The 17,504-nt window shown below is 72.0% G+C and carries 18 protein-coding genes; 12 read left to right on the top strand and 6 right to left on the bottom strand.

The window, feature by feature from the left end; all coding sequences use genetic code 11:
- Window positions 1-123 precede the first annotated feature (123 nt).
- The 9 genes from IH44_RS0105180 to pstB all read left to right on the top strand — a co-directional run bounded on the left by IH44_RS0105180 (window position 124) and on the right by pstB (window position 10,894).
- Window positions 124-744 carry a hypothetical protein gene (locus IH44_RS0105180; protein ID WP_030458198.1) on the top strand — a complete coding sequence of 207 codons (621 nt, stop codon included), beginning with the start codon at window positions 124-126 and terminating at the stop codon, window positions 742-744.
- Window positions 745-1,039: 295 nt separating this feature from the next.
- Entirely contained in the window at window positions 1,040-1,960 is a 921-nt protein-coding gene (gene mshD, locus IH44_RS0105170) for a mycothiol synthase (protein ID WP_030458197.1), read from the top strand.
- 285 nt (window positions 1,961-2,245) lie between these two features.
- Window positions 2,246-4,741 (top strand): RNA degradosome polyphosphate kinase, encoded by a 2,496-nt coding sequence (locus IH44_RS0105165; RefSeq protein WP_030458196.1) that lies wholly within the window; start codon window positions 2,246-2,248, stop codon window positions 4,739-4,741.
- Between the two features lie 89 nt (window positions 4,742-4,830).
- On the top strand, window positions 4,831-5,907 hold the full coding sequence (locus IH44_RS0105160; protein ID WP_051816562.1) for a CHAD domain-containing protein: 1,077 nt from the start codon (window positions 4,831-4,833) through the stop codon (window positions 5,905-5,907).
- Between the two features lie 38 nt (window positions 5,908-5,945).
- Complete coding sequence (locus IH44_RS0105155; protein WP_198544947.1) at window positions 5,946-6,452, top strand: NUDIX hydrolase; 507 nt, start codon at window positions 5,946-5,948, stop codon at window positions 6,450-6,452.
- Between the two features lie 256 nt (window positions 6,453-6,708).
- On the top strand, window positions 6,709-7,845 hold the full coding sequence (pstS, locus tag IH44_RS0105150) for a phosphate ABC transporter substrate-binding protein PstS (protein WP_030458193.1): 1,137 nt from the start codon (window positions 6,709-6,711) through the stop codon (window positions 7,843-7,845).
- 174 nt (window positions 7,846-8,019) lie between these two features.
- Window positions 8,020-9,003, top strand: a complete 984-nt coding sequence (gene pstC / locus IH44_RS0105145) for a phosphate ABC transporter permease subunit PstC (protein ID WP_030458192.1) — start codon at window positions 8,020-8,022, stop codon at window positions 9,001-9,003.
- Window positions 9,000-10,076 (top strand): phosphate ABC transporter permease PstA, encoded by a 1,077-nt coding sequence (gene pstA / locus IH44_RS0105140; protein ID WP_030458191.1) that lies wholly within the window; start codon window positions 9,000-9,002, stop codon window positions 10,074-10,076. The genes pstC and pstA overlap by 4 nt, the downstream gene beginning before the upstream one ends.
- 41 nt (window positions 10,077-10,117) lie before the next feature.
- Window positions 10,118-10,894 carry a phosphate ABC transporter ATP-binding protein PstB gene (gene pstB, locus IH44_RS0105135; protein WP_030458190.1) on the top strand — a complete coding sequence of 259 codons (777 nt, stop codon included), beginning with the start codon at window positions 10,118-10,120 and terminating at the stop codon, window positions 10,892-10,894.
- 133 nt (window positions 10,895-11,027) lie between these two features.
- On the opposite strand, the gene IH44_RS0105130 is transcribed toward pstB, so the two are convergent.
- Together IH44_RS0105130 and IH44_RS0105125 are read right to left on the bottom strand one after the other, a co-directional pair.
- The gene (locus IH44_RS0105130) at window positions 11,028-12,023 is read right to left on the bottom strand and encodes an inorganic phosphate transporter (protein ID WP_030458189.1); all 996 of its coding nucleotides are present in this window, start codon (window positions 12,021-12,023) and stop codon (window positions 11,028-11,030) included.
- A 5-nt stretch (window positions 12,024-12,028) separates the two neighbouring features.
- Window positions 12,029-12,649: a DUF47 domain-containing protein gene (locus tag IH44_RS0105125; RefSeq protein ID WP_014137429.1), complete on the bottom strand. Its 621-nt coding sequence runs from the start codon at window positions 12,647-12,649 to the stop codon at window positions 12,029-12,031.
- Window positions 12,650-12,901: 252 nt separating this feature from the next.
- Here IH44_RS0105125 and IH44_RS0105120 point away from each other — a divergent pair, with 252 nt between their 5' ends.
- Complete coding sequence (locus tag IH44_RS0105120; RefSeq protein WP_030458188.1) at window positions 12,902-13,261, top strand: metal-sensitive transcriptional regulator; 360 nt, start codon at window positions 12,902-12,904, stop codon at window positions 13,259-13,261.
- Between the two features lie 13 nt (window positions 13,262-13,274).
- Here IH44_RS0105120 and IH44_RS0105115 read toward each other — a convergent pair whose 3' ends face one another.
- Window positions 13,275-13,487, bottom strand: coding sequence for a hypothetical protein (locus IH44_RS0105115; protein ID WP_030458187.1), 213 nt, complete (start codon window positions 13,485-13,487; stop codon window positions 13,275-13,277).
- A gap of 140 nt (window positions 13,488-13,627) precedes the next feature.
- Window positions 13,628-14,458 (bottom strand): hypothetical protein, encoded by an 831-nt coding sequence (locus IH44_RS0105110; RefSeq protein ID WP_030458186.1) that lies wholly within the window; start codon window positions 14,456-14,458, stop codon window positions 13,628-13,630.
- Between the two features lie 159 nt (window positions 14,459-14,617).
- On the opposite strand from IH44_RS0105110, the gene IH44_RS40575 reads away from it, so the two are divergent.
- Entirely contained in the window at window positions 14,618-14,812 is a 195-nt protein-coding gene (locus IH44_RS40575) for a hypothetical protein (protein ID WP_035953947.1), read from the top strand.
- 44 nt (window positions 14,813-14,856) lie between these two features.
- Here IH44_RS40575 and IH44_RS0105100 read toward each other — a convergent pair whose 3' ends face one another.
- Window positions 14,857-15,615, bottom strand: a complete 759-nt coding sequence (locus IH44_RS0105100) for a phosphatase PAP2 family protein (RefSeq protein WP_035953945.1) — start codon at window positions 15,613-15,615, stop codon at window positions 14,857-14,859.
- Between the two features lie 211 nt (window positions 15,616-15,826).
- Complete coding sequence (locus IH44_RS0105095; protein ID WP_030458184.1) at window positions 15,827-16,882, bottom strand: bifunctional lytic transglycosylase/C40 family peptidase; 1,056 nt, start codon at window positions 16,880-16,882, stop codon at window positions 15,827-15,829.
- Window positions 16,883-17,132: 250 nt separating this feature from the next.
- Here IH44_RS0105095 and IH44_RS0105090 point away from each other — a divergent pair, with 250 nt between their 5' ends.
- Window positions 17,133-17,480: a hypothetical protein gene (locus tag IH44_RS0105090; protein WP_030458183.1), complete on the top strand. Its 348-nt coding sequence runs from the start codon at window positions 17,133-17,135 to the stop codon at window positions 17,478-17,480.
- Window positions 17,481-17,504 lie beyond the last annotated feature (24 nt).

The raw sequence follows: 17,504 nt of genomic DNA, 5'->3' as shown, positions 1-17,504 counted from the left end.
CTGCAGGGGGGACCCTGTGGGAGAGTAGGACGCCGCCGAACAATCATTCAAGAAAGGGCTCCAGCCGTCAGGCTGGGGCCCTTTCTGCATTTCCGGGCCCGCCAGACGGAAAGAGGAAGAGCGGTGGGATTCACCGGGGCGTGGGTGGTCGTTGCGGTGCCCGATGACGAGCTGGGGCGGCTGCCGGGGCTGGACGGGTTGTTCGTGCCGCCGGCCGAGGTCGAGGGCGAGCGGGCCTGGTGGGAGGCGGTTCACGAGCGGAATCGCGTGGGCCGGGTTGTCCACAGGCTGTGGGAGGACGAGGACGCCGATCGGCTCGGGCAGCTGATCAGCAGGTGGTACGAAGGGGCGGACGCGGCGGAGGGGTTCCGCAGAGCGGTGACGGGGTGGCTGGACGAGCGGGAGCCTGAGCGGTTCTTTGCCGCGGTGATGCGCAAGGCGTTCCCGTTCGGGGCGTTGGCGTACGGGGTGGGTCCGGAGGCGGTGCTCGGGCTGCCGGGGTGGTTCGGGGAGTTCGTGCTGAGCGCGGACCAGGTGTGGGACCGGCTGCCGGAGTTCGAGGCGGCCCTGGGGTGGTCGGGGGAGGAGCGGGAGCGGATCCTCGACCGGGTGCGGGCCTGGCTGGTGGGGCTCGGGGACGAGCCGGGCTACCCGGCCGAGGAACTGCTCGACGGTCCGCTGCGAGTGGTGCGGTGGGCCGCAGCCCGGGGGTGGGGCGTGGTGGGGGTGGCCCCGGTCTACTGACCTTGGGACGACGGGAGTTGAGACGACGCCAGGCGTCGGAGTGGTCCAGAACGTAGGCGAGGGCGACGGTGGTGTGTTGCTGCGGTGCGATGCTGCAGGGGATGTCGCAGCGCGCCCGGGACGGGGCGGACGCGGCGGAGCTGGCCGCGACGGCCGAACTGGCGTTGGCGGCCTGGCCGGTGCCCTGACCCAGCACCGAGGCCCGAGGCCCCGACAGCCCGACGCCCCGACGGTGCGAGGCCCCGGTCTCCCGGCGCTCTGCTGGAAGCGGGGCGGAGAACGTAGGCTCGCCGGTATGCGGACTTCTGAGAACACGTCAGGCGCGGGTCGGATCGAGCGGGTCGAGGTGCTGACGGAGGAGCGGGCCGGGGCGGTGCGGGAGCTGCTGGCGGCGGCGGCCCGGGCGGACGGGCGGGAGGCGGTGTCGGAGGCCGGGCGGTTGCGGATCCGGCCGGACAGCCCGCGCGAGGGTGTGCGGCACCTGGTGCAGTCGGTGGGCGGTGCGGTGGTCGGTTACGCGCAGTTGGAGGGCGAGCGGCCGGGGACGGTGGAGCTGACGGTGGCTCCGGCGGAGCGCGGCCGGGGCCTGGGCGGCGAGCTGGTGGACGCGGTGCTGGCCGAGGGCGCGGGCGGGCTGGACTTCTGGGCGCACGGCGGCCTCCCGGCGGCCCGGCACCTGGCGGAGGCGCACGGCGCGGTGCTGGTGCGCGAGCTGCGGCAGATGCGGCGCACCGCGGCGGCTCCGGACGCGGTGCCGCTGCCGGCGGGCGTCGAGTTGCGGACGTTCGAGCCGGGCCGGGACGAGGCGGCCTGGCTGGCGTTGAACGCGCTGGCCTTCGCCCACCACCCGGAGCAGGGCTCGTGGACGGAGCAGGACCTGGCGGAGCGGATCGCCGAGCCGTGGTTCGACCCGAAGGGCTTCTTCCTGGCGGAGCGGGACGGCAGGCTGGTGGGCTTCCACTGGACCAAGACCCAGCCGGACGGGCTGGGCGAGGTGTACGTGGTGGGGGTGGATCCGGCGGAGCAGGGTAATGGCCTGGGGAGGGCGTTGACGGCGGTGGGTCTGCGGCACCTGCTGCTGGATCGCGGCCTGTCGACGGTGATGCTGTACGTGGACGCGGACAACGCGGCCGCCGTCCGGGTGTACGAGCGACTCGGGTTCACCGTCCACGAGGTGGACCTGATGTACCGGTGGGAGCCGTCCGGGGCCCGCTGAGCTGCGCGGACGCGGGCGGAAGGGAGCGTCCGCTCGCAGCCACGGGGGTGACGGACTCAGCTTTCCTCCTGGCCATGCGGTGTTTACCGTGGATTCAATTGGCGCCGCGAAGATCACAGAATGTCGTCCGTATTGCCGCGTCCGCGTCACCGCTCCACACCCCGCCCGTCCGGCCGGATTCCGGCTTCCCCGGGCGGGTGGACGTGGGTCGACGAGGACGAGCAGCTTGCGGAGTCATGCCCTTCGTCCCGTCCGGGCCGCGTCCTGCAGGAGGAGCTGGAACCGATGAGCATCCCCCGCCCCGTCTCCGACTCGGCCGATCCGGCCGAGCGCAGCAGTGAGCAGAAGCCGGCCGCGCGGTCGGGTGTGAGGTCCAGGTCCGCGGCTTCCGGCAAGGACGCCGCCGGGACGGCGGCCAAGGACGCCAAGGACGCCAAGGACGCCAAGCCGCGGGCGGTGTCGGCGCGCGCCAAGACCCGGTCCGCCGACGCCAAGGCGGCATCCGACACGGAGGAGCCCGAGGCGGCGCCCAGGCCCGCGGCCCGGACGGAGCAGAAGGCCGGGCCGAGGGCTGGGCAGCAGGCCGGGCAGAAGGCGGACGCCAAGGCCGAGCCGGTGCGGGCGGCGACGGCGTTGCCCGCGGCGGTGTCGGCGGCCTTCCCGGCGGGTGCCGCGGGTTCGCCCGACGGGCGGGGCGCGGAGGAGGCGGAGCTGCCGCAGGGCCGGTTCCTGGACCGCGAGCGCAGCTGGCTGGCGTTCAACGAGCGGGTGCTGGAGCTCGCGGAGGACCCGAACATCCCGCTGCTGGAGCGGGCCAAGTTCCTGGCGATCTTCGCGTCCAACCTGGACGAGTTCTTCATGGTGCGGGTGGCCGGCCTGAAGCGTCGGATCGCCACCGGGGTGGCGCAGCGTTCGGCGTCCGGTCTGCAGCCGCGCGAGGTGCTGGACCTGATCTGGCGGCGTTCGCGCGAGTTGATGGCGCGTCACGCGGCGACCTTCCAGCAGGAGGTGCTGCCGGACCTGGCGGCCGAGGGCATCGAGCTGGTGCGCTGGCCGGACCTGGCGGAGACCGAGCAGGCCCGGCTGCACACGCTGTTCCGGCAGCAGATCTTCCCGGTCCTGACGCCGCTGGCGGTCGACCCGGCGCACCCGTTCCCGTACATATCGGGGCTGTCGCTGAACCTGGCGGTGGTGGTGCGCAACCCGGTGTCGGGGCACAAGCACTTCGCCCGGGTGAAGGTGCCGCAGTCGCTGTCGAGGTTCCTGGAGGCGTCGCCGCAGCGGTACGTGCCGCTGGAGGACGTGATGGGGGCGCACCTGGAGGAGCTGTTCCCGGGGATGGAGGTGCTCGCCCACCACGCGTTCCGGGTCACCCGCAACGAGGACCTGGAGGTGGAGGAGGACGACACCGAGAACATCCTGAAGGCGCTGGAGAAGGAGCTGATGCGGCGCCGCTTCGGCCCGCCGGTGCGGCTGGAGGTCGAGGAGTCGATCGACCCGTACATCCTGGACCTGCTGGTGCGGGAGCTGAACATCACCGAGGCGGAGGTCTTCCCGCTGCCCGGGCCGTTGGACCTGACCGGGCTGTTCGGGATCGCCGACCTGGACCGGCCGGAGCTGCGCTACCCGAAGTTCGTGGCGGGCACGGCGCGCGGGCTGACCGACGTGGAGTCGGCGACGCTGCCGGACATCTTCGGCGCGATGCGCGAGCGGGACGTGCTGCTGCACCACCCGTACGACTCGTTCTCGACCTCGGTGCAGGCGTTCCTGGAGCAGGCCGCCGCGGACCCGCACGTGCTGGCGATCAAGCAGACGCTGTACCGCACCTCCGGTGACTCGCCGATCGTGGACGCGCTGATCGACGCGGCGGAGTCCGGCAAGCAGGTGCTGGTGCTGGTGGAGATCAAGGCCCGGTTCGACGAGCAGGCGAACATCAAGTGGGCCCGGAAGCTGGAGGAGTCCGGCTGCCACGTGGTGTACGGCCTGGTCGGGCTGAAGACGCACTGCAAGCTGTCGCTGGTGGTCCGGCAGGAGGGCGACACGCTGCGCCGGTACTCGCACGTCGGGACCGGCAACTACCACCCGAAGACGGCCCGGTTGTACGAGGACCTGGGCCTGCTGACGGCCGACCCGCAGGTCGGCGCGGACCTGTCGGACCTGTTCAACCGGCTGTCGGGGTACTCGCGGCGCGAGTCGTACCGGCGGCTGCTGACCGCGCCGCGCGGGCTGCGGGACGGGCTGGTGGCGCGGATCAACGGGGAGATCGCGCACCACCGGGCCGGGCGGCCGGCCTTCGTCAAGGTCAAGGTCAACTCGATCGTCGACGAGGTGGTGATCGACGCGCTGTACCGGGCCTCGCAGGCCGGGGTGCCGGTGGACGTGTGGGTGCGCGGCATCTGCGCGATCCGGCCGGGCGTGCCGGGGCTGAGCGAGAACGTCCGGGTGCGGTCGATCCTCGGGCGGTTCCTGGAGCACTCGCGGGTGTTCGTGTTCGGCAACGGCGGCGACCCGGAGGTGTGGATCGGCAGCGCCGACATGATGCACCGCAACCTGGACCGCCGGATCGAGGCGCTGGTGCGGGTCACCGACCCGGCGCACCGGGCCGAGCTGAACGGGCTGCTGGACCTGGGCGTCTCGGACGAGACCGACTCCTGGCACCTGGGCGCCGACGGCACCTGGACCAGGCACGCCCAGGACGCCGAGGGCCGGCCGCTGCGCCACGTCCAGGACCTGCTGATCGACTCGCGCCGCCGCAACCGCGGCTCCGCCGCCGCGCGCTGAGCGGCACCCCGCCCGCGCCGGGGCTCCCGGCGCGGGCGGACTGCACCCCTGGGGCAGGCCCAGGGAGGAAATCGGGGAGAGCCACAGCCATGACCGATGCGCCGACGACGGCCCCGGTGGCGCGCGCCGCGACCGCCGGGGAGGTCCTTGCCGGCTACCTGACCGCCCAGGCGGGCGCGTTCCTGCGCGCCCTGCCGCAGGCGGTCGGCGAGGCGGGGTCCAGACCGGGGGCGCTCCCGGCGTCGGCGCAGGCGGCGGACGACCTGCTGCGCGCGGTGCGCCGGATCGGCGGGGCGCTGCACACCTTCGCGGCGGCGTTCGAGGCCGAGTGGGCGCAGGAGTCGCGCACCGAGCTGCGCTGGCTGCTCAACCTGCTCGCCCAGGAGCCGGGCTACCAGCGGCGGGCGGTGCGGCTGCTGGGCGCGCTGGACTCGCTGGCCGACACCTCCCCGGACGGGGCGGGCATGCTGGCCGGGCACGCGGGCGCGCCGAAGGCCCGGGCGCTGCTGGAGCGGCAGTTGACGCTGGCCCGGACCCGGGCGCACACCGCGCTGCTGCAGGAGCTGCGCTCGGCCCGGCTGCACGCGCTGGCCGACCGGATGACGCTGCTGGCCGGGGACGTGCCGCTGGTGGCGCCGGCGGCCGCAGAGCCGGTGGCGGCGCTGCTGCCGCAGACCGGGGCGGCGCTGGCGGCGCTGCTGGGCGCGGGCGAGCGGCTGCCGTGGCAGCGGGCGGCGCAGGCGTACGGCGGGGCGGGGCTGCACCGGCTGGGCCCCCCGGCCCGGGAGGCGGAGCCGGGCGGGGTGCCGGCGGCGCGCACCCCGGCGGACGCGGACGCGGCGCTGGCGGCGGACGACGAGCCGTGGCTGCGGGCCCGGATCCTGGTGAAGCGGGCCCGGTACGCGCTGGAGGTGTGCGGGGCACCGGGGGACGGGCTGGCCGAGCTGGACGGGGTGCTGGCGCGCCACCAGGAGGCGTCGGACGCGGCGGCGACGGTGGCGACGGCGGCGCGCACGCCGCGGATCACCCCGGCGACGGCGTACGTGCTGGGCGTGGTGCACGCCGATCAGCGGCTGGAGGTGGAGTCGGCCCGGTACGCTTTCGGGCGCCAGTGGCCGGGGGTGGCGCCCGGGCTGGTCGGTCCGGTGGCGGCGCTGTCGGACTGAGACCCTCGTTCCCCGCCCGGATGGACCGCGTGCCGCAGATGCCCGATCGCTCCTCGGCGCCCGACCGTGCCCCGGCGCGGTCGGGCGGCTCCCGCACCGACCGCCGGCCGGCGGCGGGCCCCCGTTCGACGGTGCTGGCGGCGGGGGCGGTGCTCTGGGTGCCGGGGCCGCCGAAGAAGGGCGGCAAGGGGCGGAAGAAGCCGCGGATCGCCCTGGTGCACCGGCCCAAGTACGACGACTGGAGCCTGCCGAAGGGGAAGCTGGACCCGGGGGAGGGCTGGCGGGCGGCGGCGCTGCGCGAGGTGCGGGAGGAGACCGGGATGCGCTGCGTGCTGGGGCCGGAGCTGCCGGTGCAGCACTACCTGGCGCACGGCCGGCCGAAGGAGGTCCGGTACTGGTCGGCGGTGCCGACGGGTGGCGCGTTCCGGCCCAACCGGGAGGTGGACCGGCTGGAGTGGCTGCCGCCGAAGCGGGCCAAGGAGCGGCTGACGCACCCGCGCGACCGGGTGCTGGTGGACGCGCTGCTGGAGCTGCTGCTCGGCTGACCGGGGGGCCGGGACGGGACCGGGTGGTTCGCACAGGTCGTACGGGTGATCTGCCCGCGCCCGCACCGTGACGCAACCGTTACTACCGGCCGCAGTTTCCTGACGTCCCTTCGAGGTTCACTCCCCGTTCATTTGCGACCGGCTGACGCGTCACCTGTCCTGCCTAACTTCTGGGTTACCGGAGGGCCGAAAGGGCCCCGGACCACAGCAAAACCGGTCGTTCCGAGACCGGCATTGCCTCAGAAAGGGACACCCAGTGAACCTGCGGAACGGCCGCTCCAAGGCCCTCGCCATCGGTGCCGTCGCGCTCGTCTCCACGCTGTCGCTCTCGGCTTGCGGCACGGACGACAACACCGGCAAGTCCTCCTCGGGCGCCTCGACCGCGGGCGGAGCGACCGCCGCCAAGATCGCGTGCGCCGACAAGGGCGGCCAGCTGCTGGGCGCGGGTTCGACCGCGCAGTCTCCGGCCATCGACGTCTGGAAGGCCGCCTACAGCGCCGCCTGCTCCAGCGCGACCCTGACCTACTCCGGTGGCGGTTCCGGCGCCGGTGTCACCCAGTTCAACCAGGGCAAGATCGCCTTCGCGGGTTCCGACTCGGCCCTGAAGCCCGCCGAGGTCGACGCCTCCAAGGCCGTCTGCACCGGTGGCCAGGCGATCGACCTTCCGATGGTCGCCGGCCTGGTCTCGATCGTCTTCAACATCGACGGCGTCGACAAGCTCGTCGTGGACGGCCCGACCCTGGCGAAGATCTTCGACTCGCAGATCACCAAGTGGAACGACCCGGCGATCGCCGCGCTGAACCCGGGCGTCACCCTGCCGGACGCCGCGATCCAGGCGATCCACCGCTCGGAGGACTCCGGCACCACCGCCAACCTGACCGGCTACCTGGCCAAGGCCGGCGGCGGCAACTGGAAGTACCCGGCCGCCAAGGCGTGGGCGGGCCAGGGCGGCCAGTCCGCGAACGGCTCCGCCGGTGTCGCGGCCCTGGTCAAGCAGACCAAGAACTCGATCTCCTACGTCGAGCTCTCCTACGCCCAGACCAACAAGCTGAACAGCGCCGCGATCAACACCGGCGCCTCCAAGCCGGTCGAGGCCACCGCCGCCAACGCCGCCGCCACCCTGGCCTCCGCCAAGGTCGTCGGCACCGGTGCCGACCTGGCGCTGGACATCGACTACGCGACCAAGGCCGAGGGCAACTACCCGATCACCCTGGTCACCTACGAGATCGTCTGCGACAAGGGCAACAAGGCCGACAGCCTGCCGGTCCTGAAGTCCTTCCTGAACTACACCGTCAGCGACGCCGGCCAGCAGGCCATCGGCGCCGTCGGCTACGTGCCGCTGCCGGCCGAGCTCGCCACCAAGGTCAAGTCCCACATCGACGCCCTGGCCTGATCCGGGGCCGGACGACGACCGGCCGGGCGGCCCCCGAAGGAGGGGGAGGGGCCGCCCGGCCGGGGCACCCGTCGGCACGCAGCACACGCACCACCCACCACGAGAACGTCCGGGGCACCGCCGCCAAGGTGCCGCCCTCCGCGGGGCAGCGCCGCCAGACCGGAGTAAACGACCATGACTTCTGCACCCCCCGCCGACGCGCGGGGACGGGTTCGACGGAGCCGGGGCGACAGCCGCCGCGGTGACAGCCTGTTCTTCAACCTCTCCCGCGGCTCGGGCATCCTGCTGCTGGTCATCATGGCCGCCATCGCAGGCTTCCTCGCCTACCGCTCCGCCCTCGCCCTGGGCAAGAACGAGGGCAACTTCCTCACCACCTTCGAGTGGACCCCGGACGCCGCGAAGCCGGTGTTCGGCATCGCCGTTCTCACCTTCGGCACCCTGGTCAGCGCGCTGATCGCGATGGTCATCGCGGTCCCGGTCTCGGTCGGCATCGCGCTGTTCATCTCGCACTACGCGCCGCGCCGGATCGCCCAGCCGTTCGCCTACCTGGTGGACCTGCTGGCCGCCGTCCCGTCGATCGTCTACGGCCTGTGGGGCGTGCTGTTCCTGGTCCCGCACATGGACGGCCTGACCAGCTGGATGGACCAGTACCTGGGCTGGACGTACATCTTCGGCCAGTCCACCGCGGGCGTCCCGGCGCGCAACCTGTTCACCGTCGGCATCCTGCTGGCGATCATGGTGCTGCCGATCATCACCGCGGTCACCCGCGAGGTGTTCCGGCAGGTCCCGCGGATGCACGAGGAGGCGGCGCTCGCGCTCGGCGCGACCCGCTGGGAGACCATCCGCACCGCGGTGCTGCCGTTCGGCCGCCCCGGCATCATCTCCGCGTCGATGCTCGGCCTGGGCCGCGCGCTCGGCGAGACCATCGCGGTCGCCACCGTGCTGTCCACCAGCAGCAAGCTCTCGCTGCACCTGCTCGACCCGGGCGGCGGCACCTTCGCGCAGAACATCGCGCTCAAGTTCAACGAGGCCCAGCCGCTGGGCCGGGACGCCCTGATGGCCTCCGGCCTGGTCCTGTTCGTCATCACCCTGCTGGTGAACGGCGCGGCCCGCATGATCATCGCCCGTCGCAAGGAGTACTCGGGGGCCGCCGCGTGAGCGCCATCTCCACCGTCACCGACGCCACCCCGCAGCTCAGCCACCGGCTGACCGCGGCCCGGCTGCCCCGCTGGGCGCCGGCCGGCATCGCCGCCGCCTCGATCGCGGTGGGCTGCGGCATCGGCGCCGCCGCCGGGCTCAAGAGCCACATCCAGTGGGGCCTGATCTCCGCACTGCTGTTCGTCCTGGCCGGCTACGCCGTCTCGGCCTCGGTCGAGGGCCGCCGCCAGGCCAAGGACCGGTTCGCCACCTCGCTGGTCTGGGTCTCCTTCATCTGCGCCGTCGTCCCGCTGGTCTCGCTGACGGTCTACACCGTCCAGCAGGGCATCGGGGCGATCAACGGCGACTTCCTCACCCACTCGATGAAGGGCGTCGTCGCCACCCTCAGCCCGGACGGCGGCATCTACCACGCCATCATCGGCACCATCGAGCAGGTCCTGCTGGCCACCCTGATCGCCGCGCCGATCGGCCTGCTCACCGCCGTCTACCTGGTGGAGTACGGCCGCGGCCGGCTCGCCAAGGCGGTCACCTTCTTCGTCGACGTCATGACCGGCATCCCGTCGGTCGTGGCCGGCCTGTTCGTCCTCTCGCTCTGGAACATCGCGCTGGGCTTCGAGTACTCCGGCTTCTCGGGCAGCCTCGCGCTGGCCATCCTGATGATGCCGGTCGTGGTCCGCTCCACCGAGGAAATGCTCAAGCTCGTCCCGAACGAGCTGCGCGAGGCCTCGTACGCGCTCGGTGTGCCGCGCTGGAAGACCATCCTGCGGATCGTCCTGCCCACGGCCGTCGGTGGCATCACCACCGGTGTGATGCTGGCGGTCGCCCGCATCACCGGTGAGACCGCCCCCGTGATGATGCTGGTGTTCGGCGCCGACTTCATCAACAGCGACCCGTTCAACGGACCGCAGCAGTCGCTGCCGCTCTACATCTGGCAGCAGTACTCGCAGATCAACAACGACTTCGGCTACCAGCGCGCCTGGGGCGCCGCCCTCGTGTTGATCGCCTTCGTGATGGGTCTCAACCTCATCGCCCGGGGCATCGCGCGCTGGCGCTCGCCCAAGGGCGGGCACTGACACCGACTGACGTACGAACAGACGAGAGAAGACGAAAGATCATGGCCAAGCGCATCGACGTCAGCGGACTGTCCGCCTACTACGGCTCCACCCGCGCCATCGAGGACATCTCGATGACCATCGAGCCCCGCTCGGTGACCGCCTTCATCGGCCCCTCGGGCTGCGGCAAGTCCACCTTCCTGCGCACCCTCAACCGGATGCACGAGGTGATCCCCGGCGCCCGGGTCGAGGGCAAGGTGATGCTGGACGACGAGAACCTGTACGGCGCCAACGTCGACCCGGTCGCCGTCCGCCGATCGGTCGGCATGGTGTTCCAGCGCCCCAACCCGTTCCCCACCATGTCGATCTACGACAACGTGGTGGCCGGCCTCAAGCTGGCCGGCGTGAAGAAGAAGTCCGTGCTGGACGGCGTGGTGGAGAAGTCCCTCCAGGGCGCCAACCTGTGGAACGAGGTCAAGGACCGCCTGAACAAGCCCGGCGCGGGCCTGTCCGGCGGCCAGCAGCAGCGCCTGTGCATCGCCCGGGCGATCGCGGTCGAGCCCGAGGTGCTGCTGATGGACGAGCCCTGCTCGGCCCTCGACCCGATCTCCACCCTCGCCATCGAGGACCTGATCGGCGAGCTGAAGTCGCAGTTCACCATCGTGATCGTGACCCACAACATGCAGCAGGCGGCCCGCGTCTCCGACCGCACCGCGTTCTTCAACCTGGCGGGCGTCGGCCAGCCGGGCAAGCTGGTCGAGCTCGACGACACCCAGCGGATCTTCTCCAACCCGTCGGTCCAGGCCACCGAGGACTACATCTCCGGCCGCTTCGGCTGACCGGAGGCCCGTCCCGGGGCCGTACGAGCTGCTCCGCGGCGCTGCATGGCGGTGCCGCCGCGGAGTCAGAAGAGGAAGGGCCCGCCCCCGTGCTGTGGGGGCGGGCCCTTCCGCCTTCGGTGCGCGGGGCCGGTCAGAGGATCAGCAGGTTCACGATCCCGTACATCGCGGCGGCCACGATCGCCGCCGCCGGCATGGTGATGAACCAGCCCATCACGATGTTCTTCGCCACCCCCCAGCGGACCGCGCGGACCCGCTTGGTGGCGCCCACGCCCATGATCGCCGAGGTGATCACGTGGGTGGTGGAGATCGGCGCCGCGTAGACGAACGAGGTGACGTACATGACCGCGGAGGCGGTGGCCTCGGCGGCGAAGCCCTGCGGCGGGTCCAGCTCGATGATCTTCCGGCCCAGGGTGCGCATGATCCGCCAGCCGCCCGCGTAGGTGCCCAGCGAGAGCATCGTGGCGCAGGAGATCTTCACCCAGATCGGGATGCCGTTGCCGGACTGGTGGCCGGAGATGGTCAGGGCCATCACCACGATGCCCATGGTCTTCTGCGCGTCCTGCAGACCGTGCGCCAGCGCCATCGCCGCCGCCGAGGCGGTCTGCGCCACCCGGAAGTTGCGCTTGGCCCGGTGCGGGTTGGCCCGCCGGAAGATCCACAGGATCGCCAGCATCACCAGGAAGCCGCCGATCAGGCCGACCACCGGCGAGACGATCATCGGGATGATGATCTTCTCGATGACGCCGTGCCAGACCACGCCGATGCCGCCGGCCAGCGCCGCGCCCACCATGCCGCCGAACAGCGCGTGCGAGGAGGAGGACGGCAGGCCGAAGTACCAGGTGACCAGGTTCCAGGCGATCGCCCCGACCAGGGCCGAGAACAGGATCGCCATGCCCTTGCTGCCGGTCGGGGTCTCGATGATCCCCTCGGAGACGGTCTTCGCCACCCCGCTGCCGAGGAAGGCGCCCGCCAGGTTCATCACCGCGGCCATCGCCAGCGCCGCCCGGGGCGTCAGCGCCCGGGTGGAGACCGAGGTGGCGATCGCGTTGGCGGAGTCGTGGAAGCCGTTCGTGTACGTGAAGAAGAAAGCGACGCCGATGACGACGATCAGTGCTGCCATGTCCACGGAGGTCAGGACTCCTTGACCGCGATGGTCTCCACCGTGTTGGCCACGTGCTCGAACGCGTCGGCCGCCTCCTCGAGGACGTCCACGACCTGCTTGAGCTTCAACACCTCGATCGCCTCGTACTGGCCGGAGAACAGGTGGGCCAGCAGCTTGCGGTGGATCTGGTCCGCCTGGTTCTCCAGCCGGTTGACCTCGATCCAGTACTCGGTGAGGTTCGACATCGACCGCAGGTTGGGCATCGCCTCCGCGGTCAGCTCGGCCGCCCGGGCCAGCACCTCGATCTGCTGCTCGATGCCCTTCGGGAGGGTCTCGATGTCGTACAGCACGACCAGGTCGACGGCCTCCTCCATGAAGTCCATGATGTCGTCCAGCGAGGAGGCCAGGTTGTAGATGTCCTCCCGGTCGAACGGGGTGATGAACGAGGAGTTCAGCTGGTGGAAGATCGCATGGGTGGTGTCGTCGCCCGCGTGCTCGGCGGCGCGCATGCGCTCGACGATCTCCGCGCGGGCTGACACGTCAGAGCCCAGTAGTTCCAGCAGGAGCTTCGATCCGACGACGAGGTTCTCCGCGGCGGCGGCGAACATGTCGTAGAAGCTCGTCTCCTTCGGGGTCAGGCTAAAACGCACGGAAATCTCCGATGTGCGGGGTCGGTACTTGACGATGCTAGGCGCACGCGCCCCACTGGTGGACACGGGGTTGCCGACGCGCGCCCTAAGTGTGTCCCACGACACGCCGGTTTGCTCCCGCTCTGCACGGGGATCTCTGACCTGACGCCCGGACGGCGGAACACGCGGCTGGCGCCGCGTGTTGGACAGGGGAGCACCTCCCGGCCGGAGGCCGGGGGCGGGCCGAGTACCGAGACCAAGAGGGCGGACCGGATGACCACCATCGACACCCCGAGCACCGACACCGCGCCGGCGGCCTGCCACGGCGGCCCCGCGGCCACCGGGCCGCACGGCTACAGCGGCGACAAGGAGGCGCACCTCAAGCGGCTGCGCCGGATCGAGGGTCAGATCCGCGGCCTGCAGCGGATGGTCGACGAGGACGTCTACTGCATCGACATCCTCACCCAGGTGTCCGCCTCCACCAAGGCGCTGCAGTCCTTCGCGCTCTCCCTGCTGGAGGAGCACCTGCGGCACTGCGTCGCCGCCGCGGCCGCCGCGGAGGACGGCGGCGAGGAGCTGAACGCCAAGGTCGCCGAGGCCAGCGCGGCCATCGCCCGGCTGCTGCGCACCTGACGCCGACGGCCCGTCAGGACCCGGAACCGCGCCCGTCCCCGTCCGCCGGCCCGTCCCCAGCCGGCCCCGGTGCGCGGTGGCGGGCCAGCAGGACCTCGTCGATCTGCTCGGCGGCCAGCCGCTCCGCGCGGCTGGCCGAGGCGGCGATCATCAGCTCGCCGGCCAGGTCGATCTCGTCCAGCGCGGCTCGGTCGTGGCCGCGGGTGCCGCTCTCCCCGGATGCCATGGCCTCCACCCCTTCCGCGCCCCGTCCGCCGCACCGGCCTGCCCGCCCCGTACCAGCGTAGGGAGCCGCGGGCCGGGCCACATGGCACGGACGGGCCATCTCTGCCGTCCGAAACGGGTGGGCCCGTCCGGCGGGGCCGGTCACTTCGGGGAGGGACTGGCCTTCATCGAGTAGATGTCGGCGGCGGCGGGCTCGGCGGCCTCCACCGGCTTGCCGAAGTCGGCCAGCGACAGCGTGGACACCACCTTGACCTGGTCCTTGGCCGCGGTGGAGCCGGCCACCCCGGCGAAGGTGAAGTTCTCCACCACCTTGTGCAGCCGGCCCTGCCCGTCCAGCCAGACCTCGTACGGGACCTCCTTCACCGTGAAGGTCTGGGCGGCCATCCGCAGGCCGTCCGCCCCGCGGCCGCCGGTCGCGTCGGCGGCCTTCGCCAGGTCCAGGGTGCCCTTGTAGTGCTTCAGCTCCCCGCCGTCGGCCGGCTCGGTGCCGACCAGCTCGGCGCTCTGCGCGCCGCGCAGCGCGCCCGCCGCGGTGGCCGGGTCGGTGGCGCCGGAGCTCACCAGGTTGCCGTCCGGGAGCTGGCGCACGTCCAGCTTGACCCACTTGCCCTCGGGGATCTTCGCGCCGCTGTTCTGCAGGTACACCGTGCCGGGCAGCACCACCTCGGTGATCTTCCCGGTGGTGGCGGCGCCCGGCGGCACGTCGACCTCCAGCCGGCCGATCCGCTTCACGTAGTCGTAGCCGCCGGTGCCCTTGAACACCGCCTTCTTGTCGGCGGACTCGGTGATCAGCTCCGTGGCGGCGCTCACCGAACCGGTGCGGCCGGTGATGTCGGCGGCCGAGCGGACCGCGGTCAGTGGGTCGGCGGAGAGCTGGTCGGCGGAACCCGGCCGGTCCTGGCCGCCGCCGCTGCAGGCCGACAGCACGGTGACGAGCAGGGCCGCGGCCGCGGCGCGGTTGAGCTTCTTCACTTCTTCGACAACCCCCTCGGGCCCCGGATGACCCGGCAAGCAACCGCCCCGGATGGGCAGAGCGCTTGCCAGGCAAACGAGTTGGGGCGCGGAAGGTTACGCCGTTGTTCACCGGACGGGCGGCACGCCGCGCCGCGCGGGCGGGATACGGTGAAGGATGTGGCAGACCAGCGCCCCGGGGCGCCCGGCGGGACGACGCGGACCGACCACCCGGCCGAGCACCGGGTGGAGGTGACGGAACGCGGCTCGTTCAGCTTCGCCCGGTGCGACTGCGGCTGGTTCGCCCCCGGGCGGCGCTCCCGGGACAAGTCACGGCGGGACGCCGCGGAGCACCTCGCGGAGCACGGCGGCTGAACGGCGGCTGCGAGGCCCGGCCGGTCGGCCGGAACGGGTGCGGGTCAGGCGGCGAGGTCGGACTCGTGGTCCGGCTCGTGGTCCCGGCCCCGGTCGCGGTCGCGGCCCGCGCGGCGGCCGGAGCGACGGCCGGACGGCGCGGACTGGCGGCGGCGCCCGGAGTCCGCGGCGGAGGCGCGGGCCACCACCAGCGGGCGCAGCGCGCCCCGGGACAGCGCGTGGCACAGCGGCACCAGGACGGCCATGGCGATCGGGGCCAGCAGCAGCACCACGGCGGTGGCCAGCGCGTAGCCGCCGAGCACGTCGGTCGGGTAGTGCACGCCCACGAACAGCCGGCAGAAGCCCTGCAGCAGGGCCAGCGCGCCGGCCGCCAGGCCCAGCCTGCGGTTGACCAGGAACAGCGCGACCGCGATGCCCATCGACATCGCCGAGTGGTCGCTGACGAAGGACAGGGTGTCCTCCTTGCCGGGCACCAGGACGTCCAGCTCGGGGTGGGTGACGAACGGCCGGGGCCGGTCGACCAGCTTGGAGATCGGCAGGTTGGCCAGCTCGGCGATGGCCACCGCGAGCGGTGCCCACAGCACGCCCGCCACCGCGACCGGGGCGTCCGGCCGGCGGCGGGCGCTCAGCCAGGCGGTCAGGCCGATCGCGGCCAGGCCGAGCAGGATGCCGTACTCGGCCGTCCAGGCGACCAGTGAGTCCAGCCAGCCGGGGGCGTCCGCGGCCAGGCCGTTGACGGCCTTGAGCAGGCCGAGATCCGGGTCGCCCGAACCGGATCCGGCGTCCGCGAGCAGCGTCGGCACGCCGCACCTCCCTGTCCGCTCTCCGCAGTGGTCCCAGGTCGTGGTGCTTCCGGGTGCGGACGACCGGCAGCCTCCCCAGTCAACGCGATCAAGGCCGCCGCGGTTTCCGTCGAAACGTACCGTTATGGAAAATTGACTGACTGTCCACCGCGCATGCACATGCCGAGACCGGATCCGACCGTCGGGGCGGGTCGGGGCGGACGGGGCGCGGTCAGTCGACCTTCGGCGTCTCGCTCTTCGTGATGGTGCCGTCGTTCAGGTTCCGGTCGGGCAGCGCGGCGGCGCCGTCCGGGGTGACCCGGGTCGCCCCGATGTAGTCCCGCTGGTCGATGGTGTCGTAGCGGACCTTGGCCCCGGTGTGCGGCGCGTCGATCATGTAGCCGCCGCCGACGTAGATGCCGACGTGGTGGATGGTGCGCGGGTCCTCCAGGTCGTTGGCGAAGAACACCAGGTCGCCGGGGCGGAGTTGGTCCCGGGACGGGTGCGGCCCGGCGTACCACTGGTCGTTGGCCACCCGGGGCAGTTCGATGCCCACGCTCTCGTACGCGATCTTGGTCAGGCCCGAGCAGTCGAACCGCCCGTTCTCCCAGGACTGCCCGGTGCCGCCCCACAGGTAGTCGGTGCCCAGCTTGCTCTGCGCGAACCAGATCGCCCCGGTCGCCTCCTTGGACAGCGCCAGCTGCACGCCCGGGTCGGCCGGCGCGGTGAAGGACTTCGCCAGCGCCTGGATGCTGCGGACGTAGCCCTGGGTCTCCTTGTAGGGCGGGATCCCCCGGTGCTGGGACACCGCGCCGGGGCCGGCGTTGTAGGCGGCCAGCATGTTCGCCTGCCGGTCGCCGGGGACGTTGGCGACCTGCTTGGCCAACAGGCAGTCGTAGCTGGCGGCGGAAGCGATCGCGTCGAGCGGGTTCCAGACGTCCCGCTTGCCGTCGCCGTCACCGTCGACGCTGAAGGCGTCCCAGCTGCCGGGCATGAACTGAGCCATGCCGGATGCTCCCACCGGACTCTTCGCGGCCGGGTCGAAACCGCTTTCCTGGTAGAGCTGCGCGGCCAGCATCGGCGCCGAGATCTCCGGGCAGAGCGCGCCCCATTTCTGGATCTGCGTCCGGTAGGCGGCCGGCACCGTTCCGCCGGACAGTCCGAGGGTGGCCGAGGAGGACTCGGGAACCCCACTGGCCGCATACGTCCCGAGGGTCACCACACCCACGAAGCCGATGGCCAGCACCACCGTCGCGGCACCTGCCGCCCGAGCCTTCCGGAGCACCATCCAGCACCATCCCGACGGAACGTCAGCGGCCATGTCCTGTTACGCAATTGCCCGGTGCAATCATCACAGATACCACGGGCGGGAAGTATCCTTGGAGCCACCGGACATCCTGGCGGAGCGTCCGGTCCTGCCACGAGCAATCCGCGAGAAGCAGCCAAGTCGACGTCAGATCTGGCCAAGAATAGGACCTGCCCCTTCGCTCGACCGTGGTCCGGGGCCTTGAATTTTCCTGATCGGGCGGTGAGATGGGATGGACCTGAACGTGGACAGCACAGTGATCCGGTACCTGGCGGAGGATCCGCCCAAGAAGGCCAACATCGACACCATCATCGGTGGGATCGCCCCGGACTGGGGCCCGTTCGCCACGCTCGGCTCCTCGGCCCGGGTGATGGTCCAGGTCGTGATGGCGGTGGCGATCCTGGTCTGCCTGGCCATCGCCATCTGGGGCGCCGCCAAGCAGCGGATCGGCGCCACCGCGATGCGTGACACCTTCAGCGCCGAACAGGGCAAGGGGCTGATCGTCGCGGGCCTGACCGGCGTGTTCATCATTGGTTCGCTCGGCACCCTGTTCACCATTGTGTACGGCATGGCCATCTGACGATCGGGCAACTCACCGTCCGGC

Source organism: Kitasatospora sp. NRRL B-11411 (assembly GCF_000721345.1).
In the GTDB taxonomy this organism is placed as follows: domain Bacteria; phylum Actinomycetota; class Actinomycetes; order Streptomycetales; family Streptomycetaceae; genus Kitasatospora; species Kitasatospora cineracea.
Note: the sequence above shows the minus strand (reverse complement) of the source record. Positions and strands in the feature narration are given on the sequence as shown.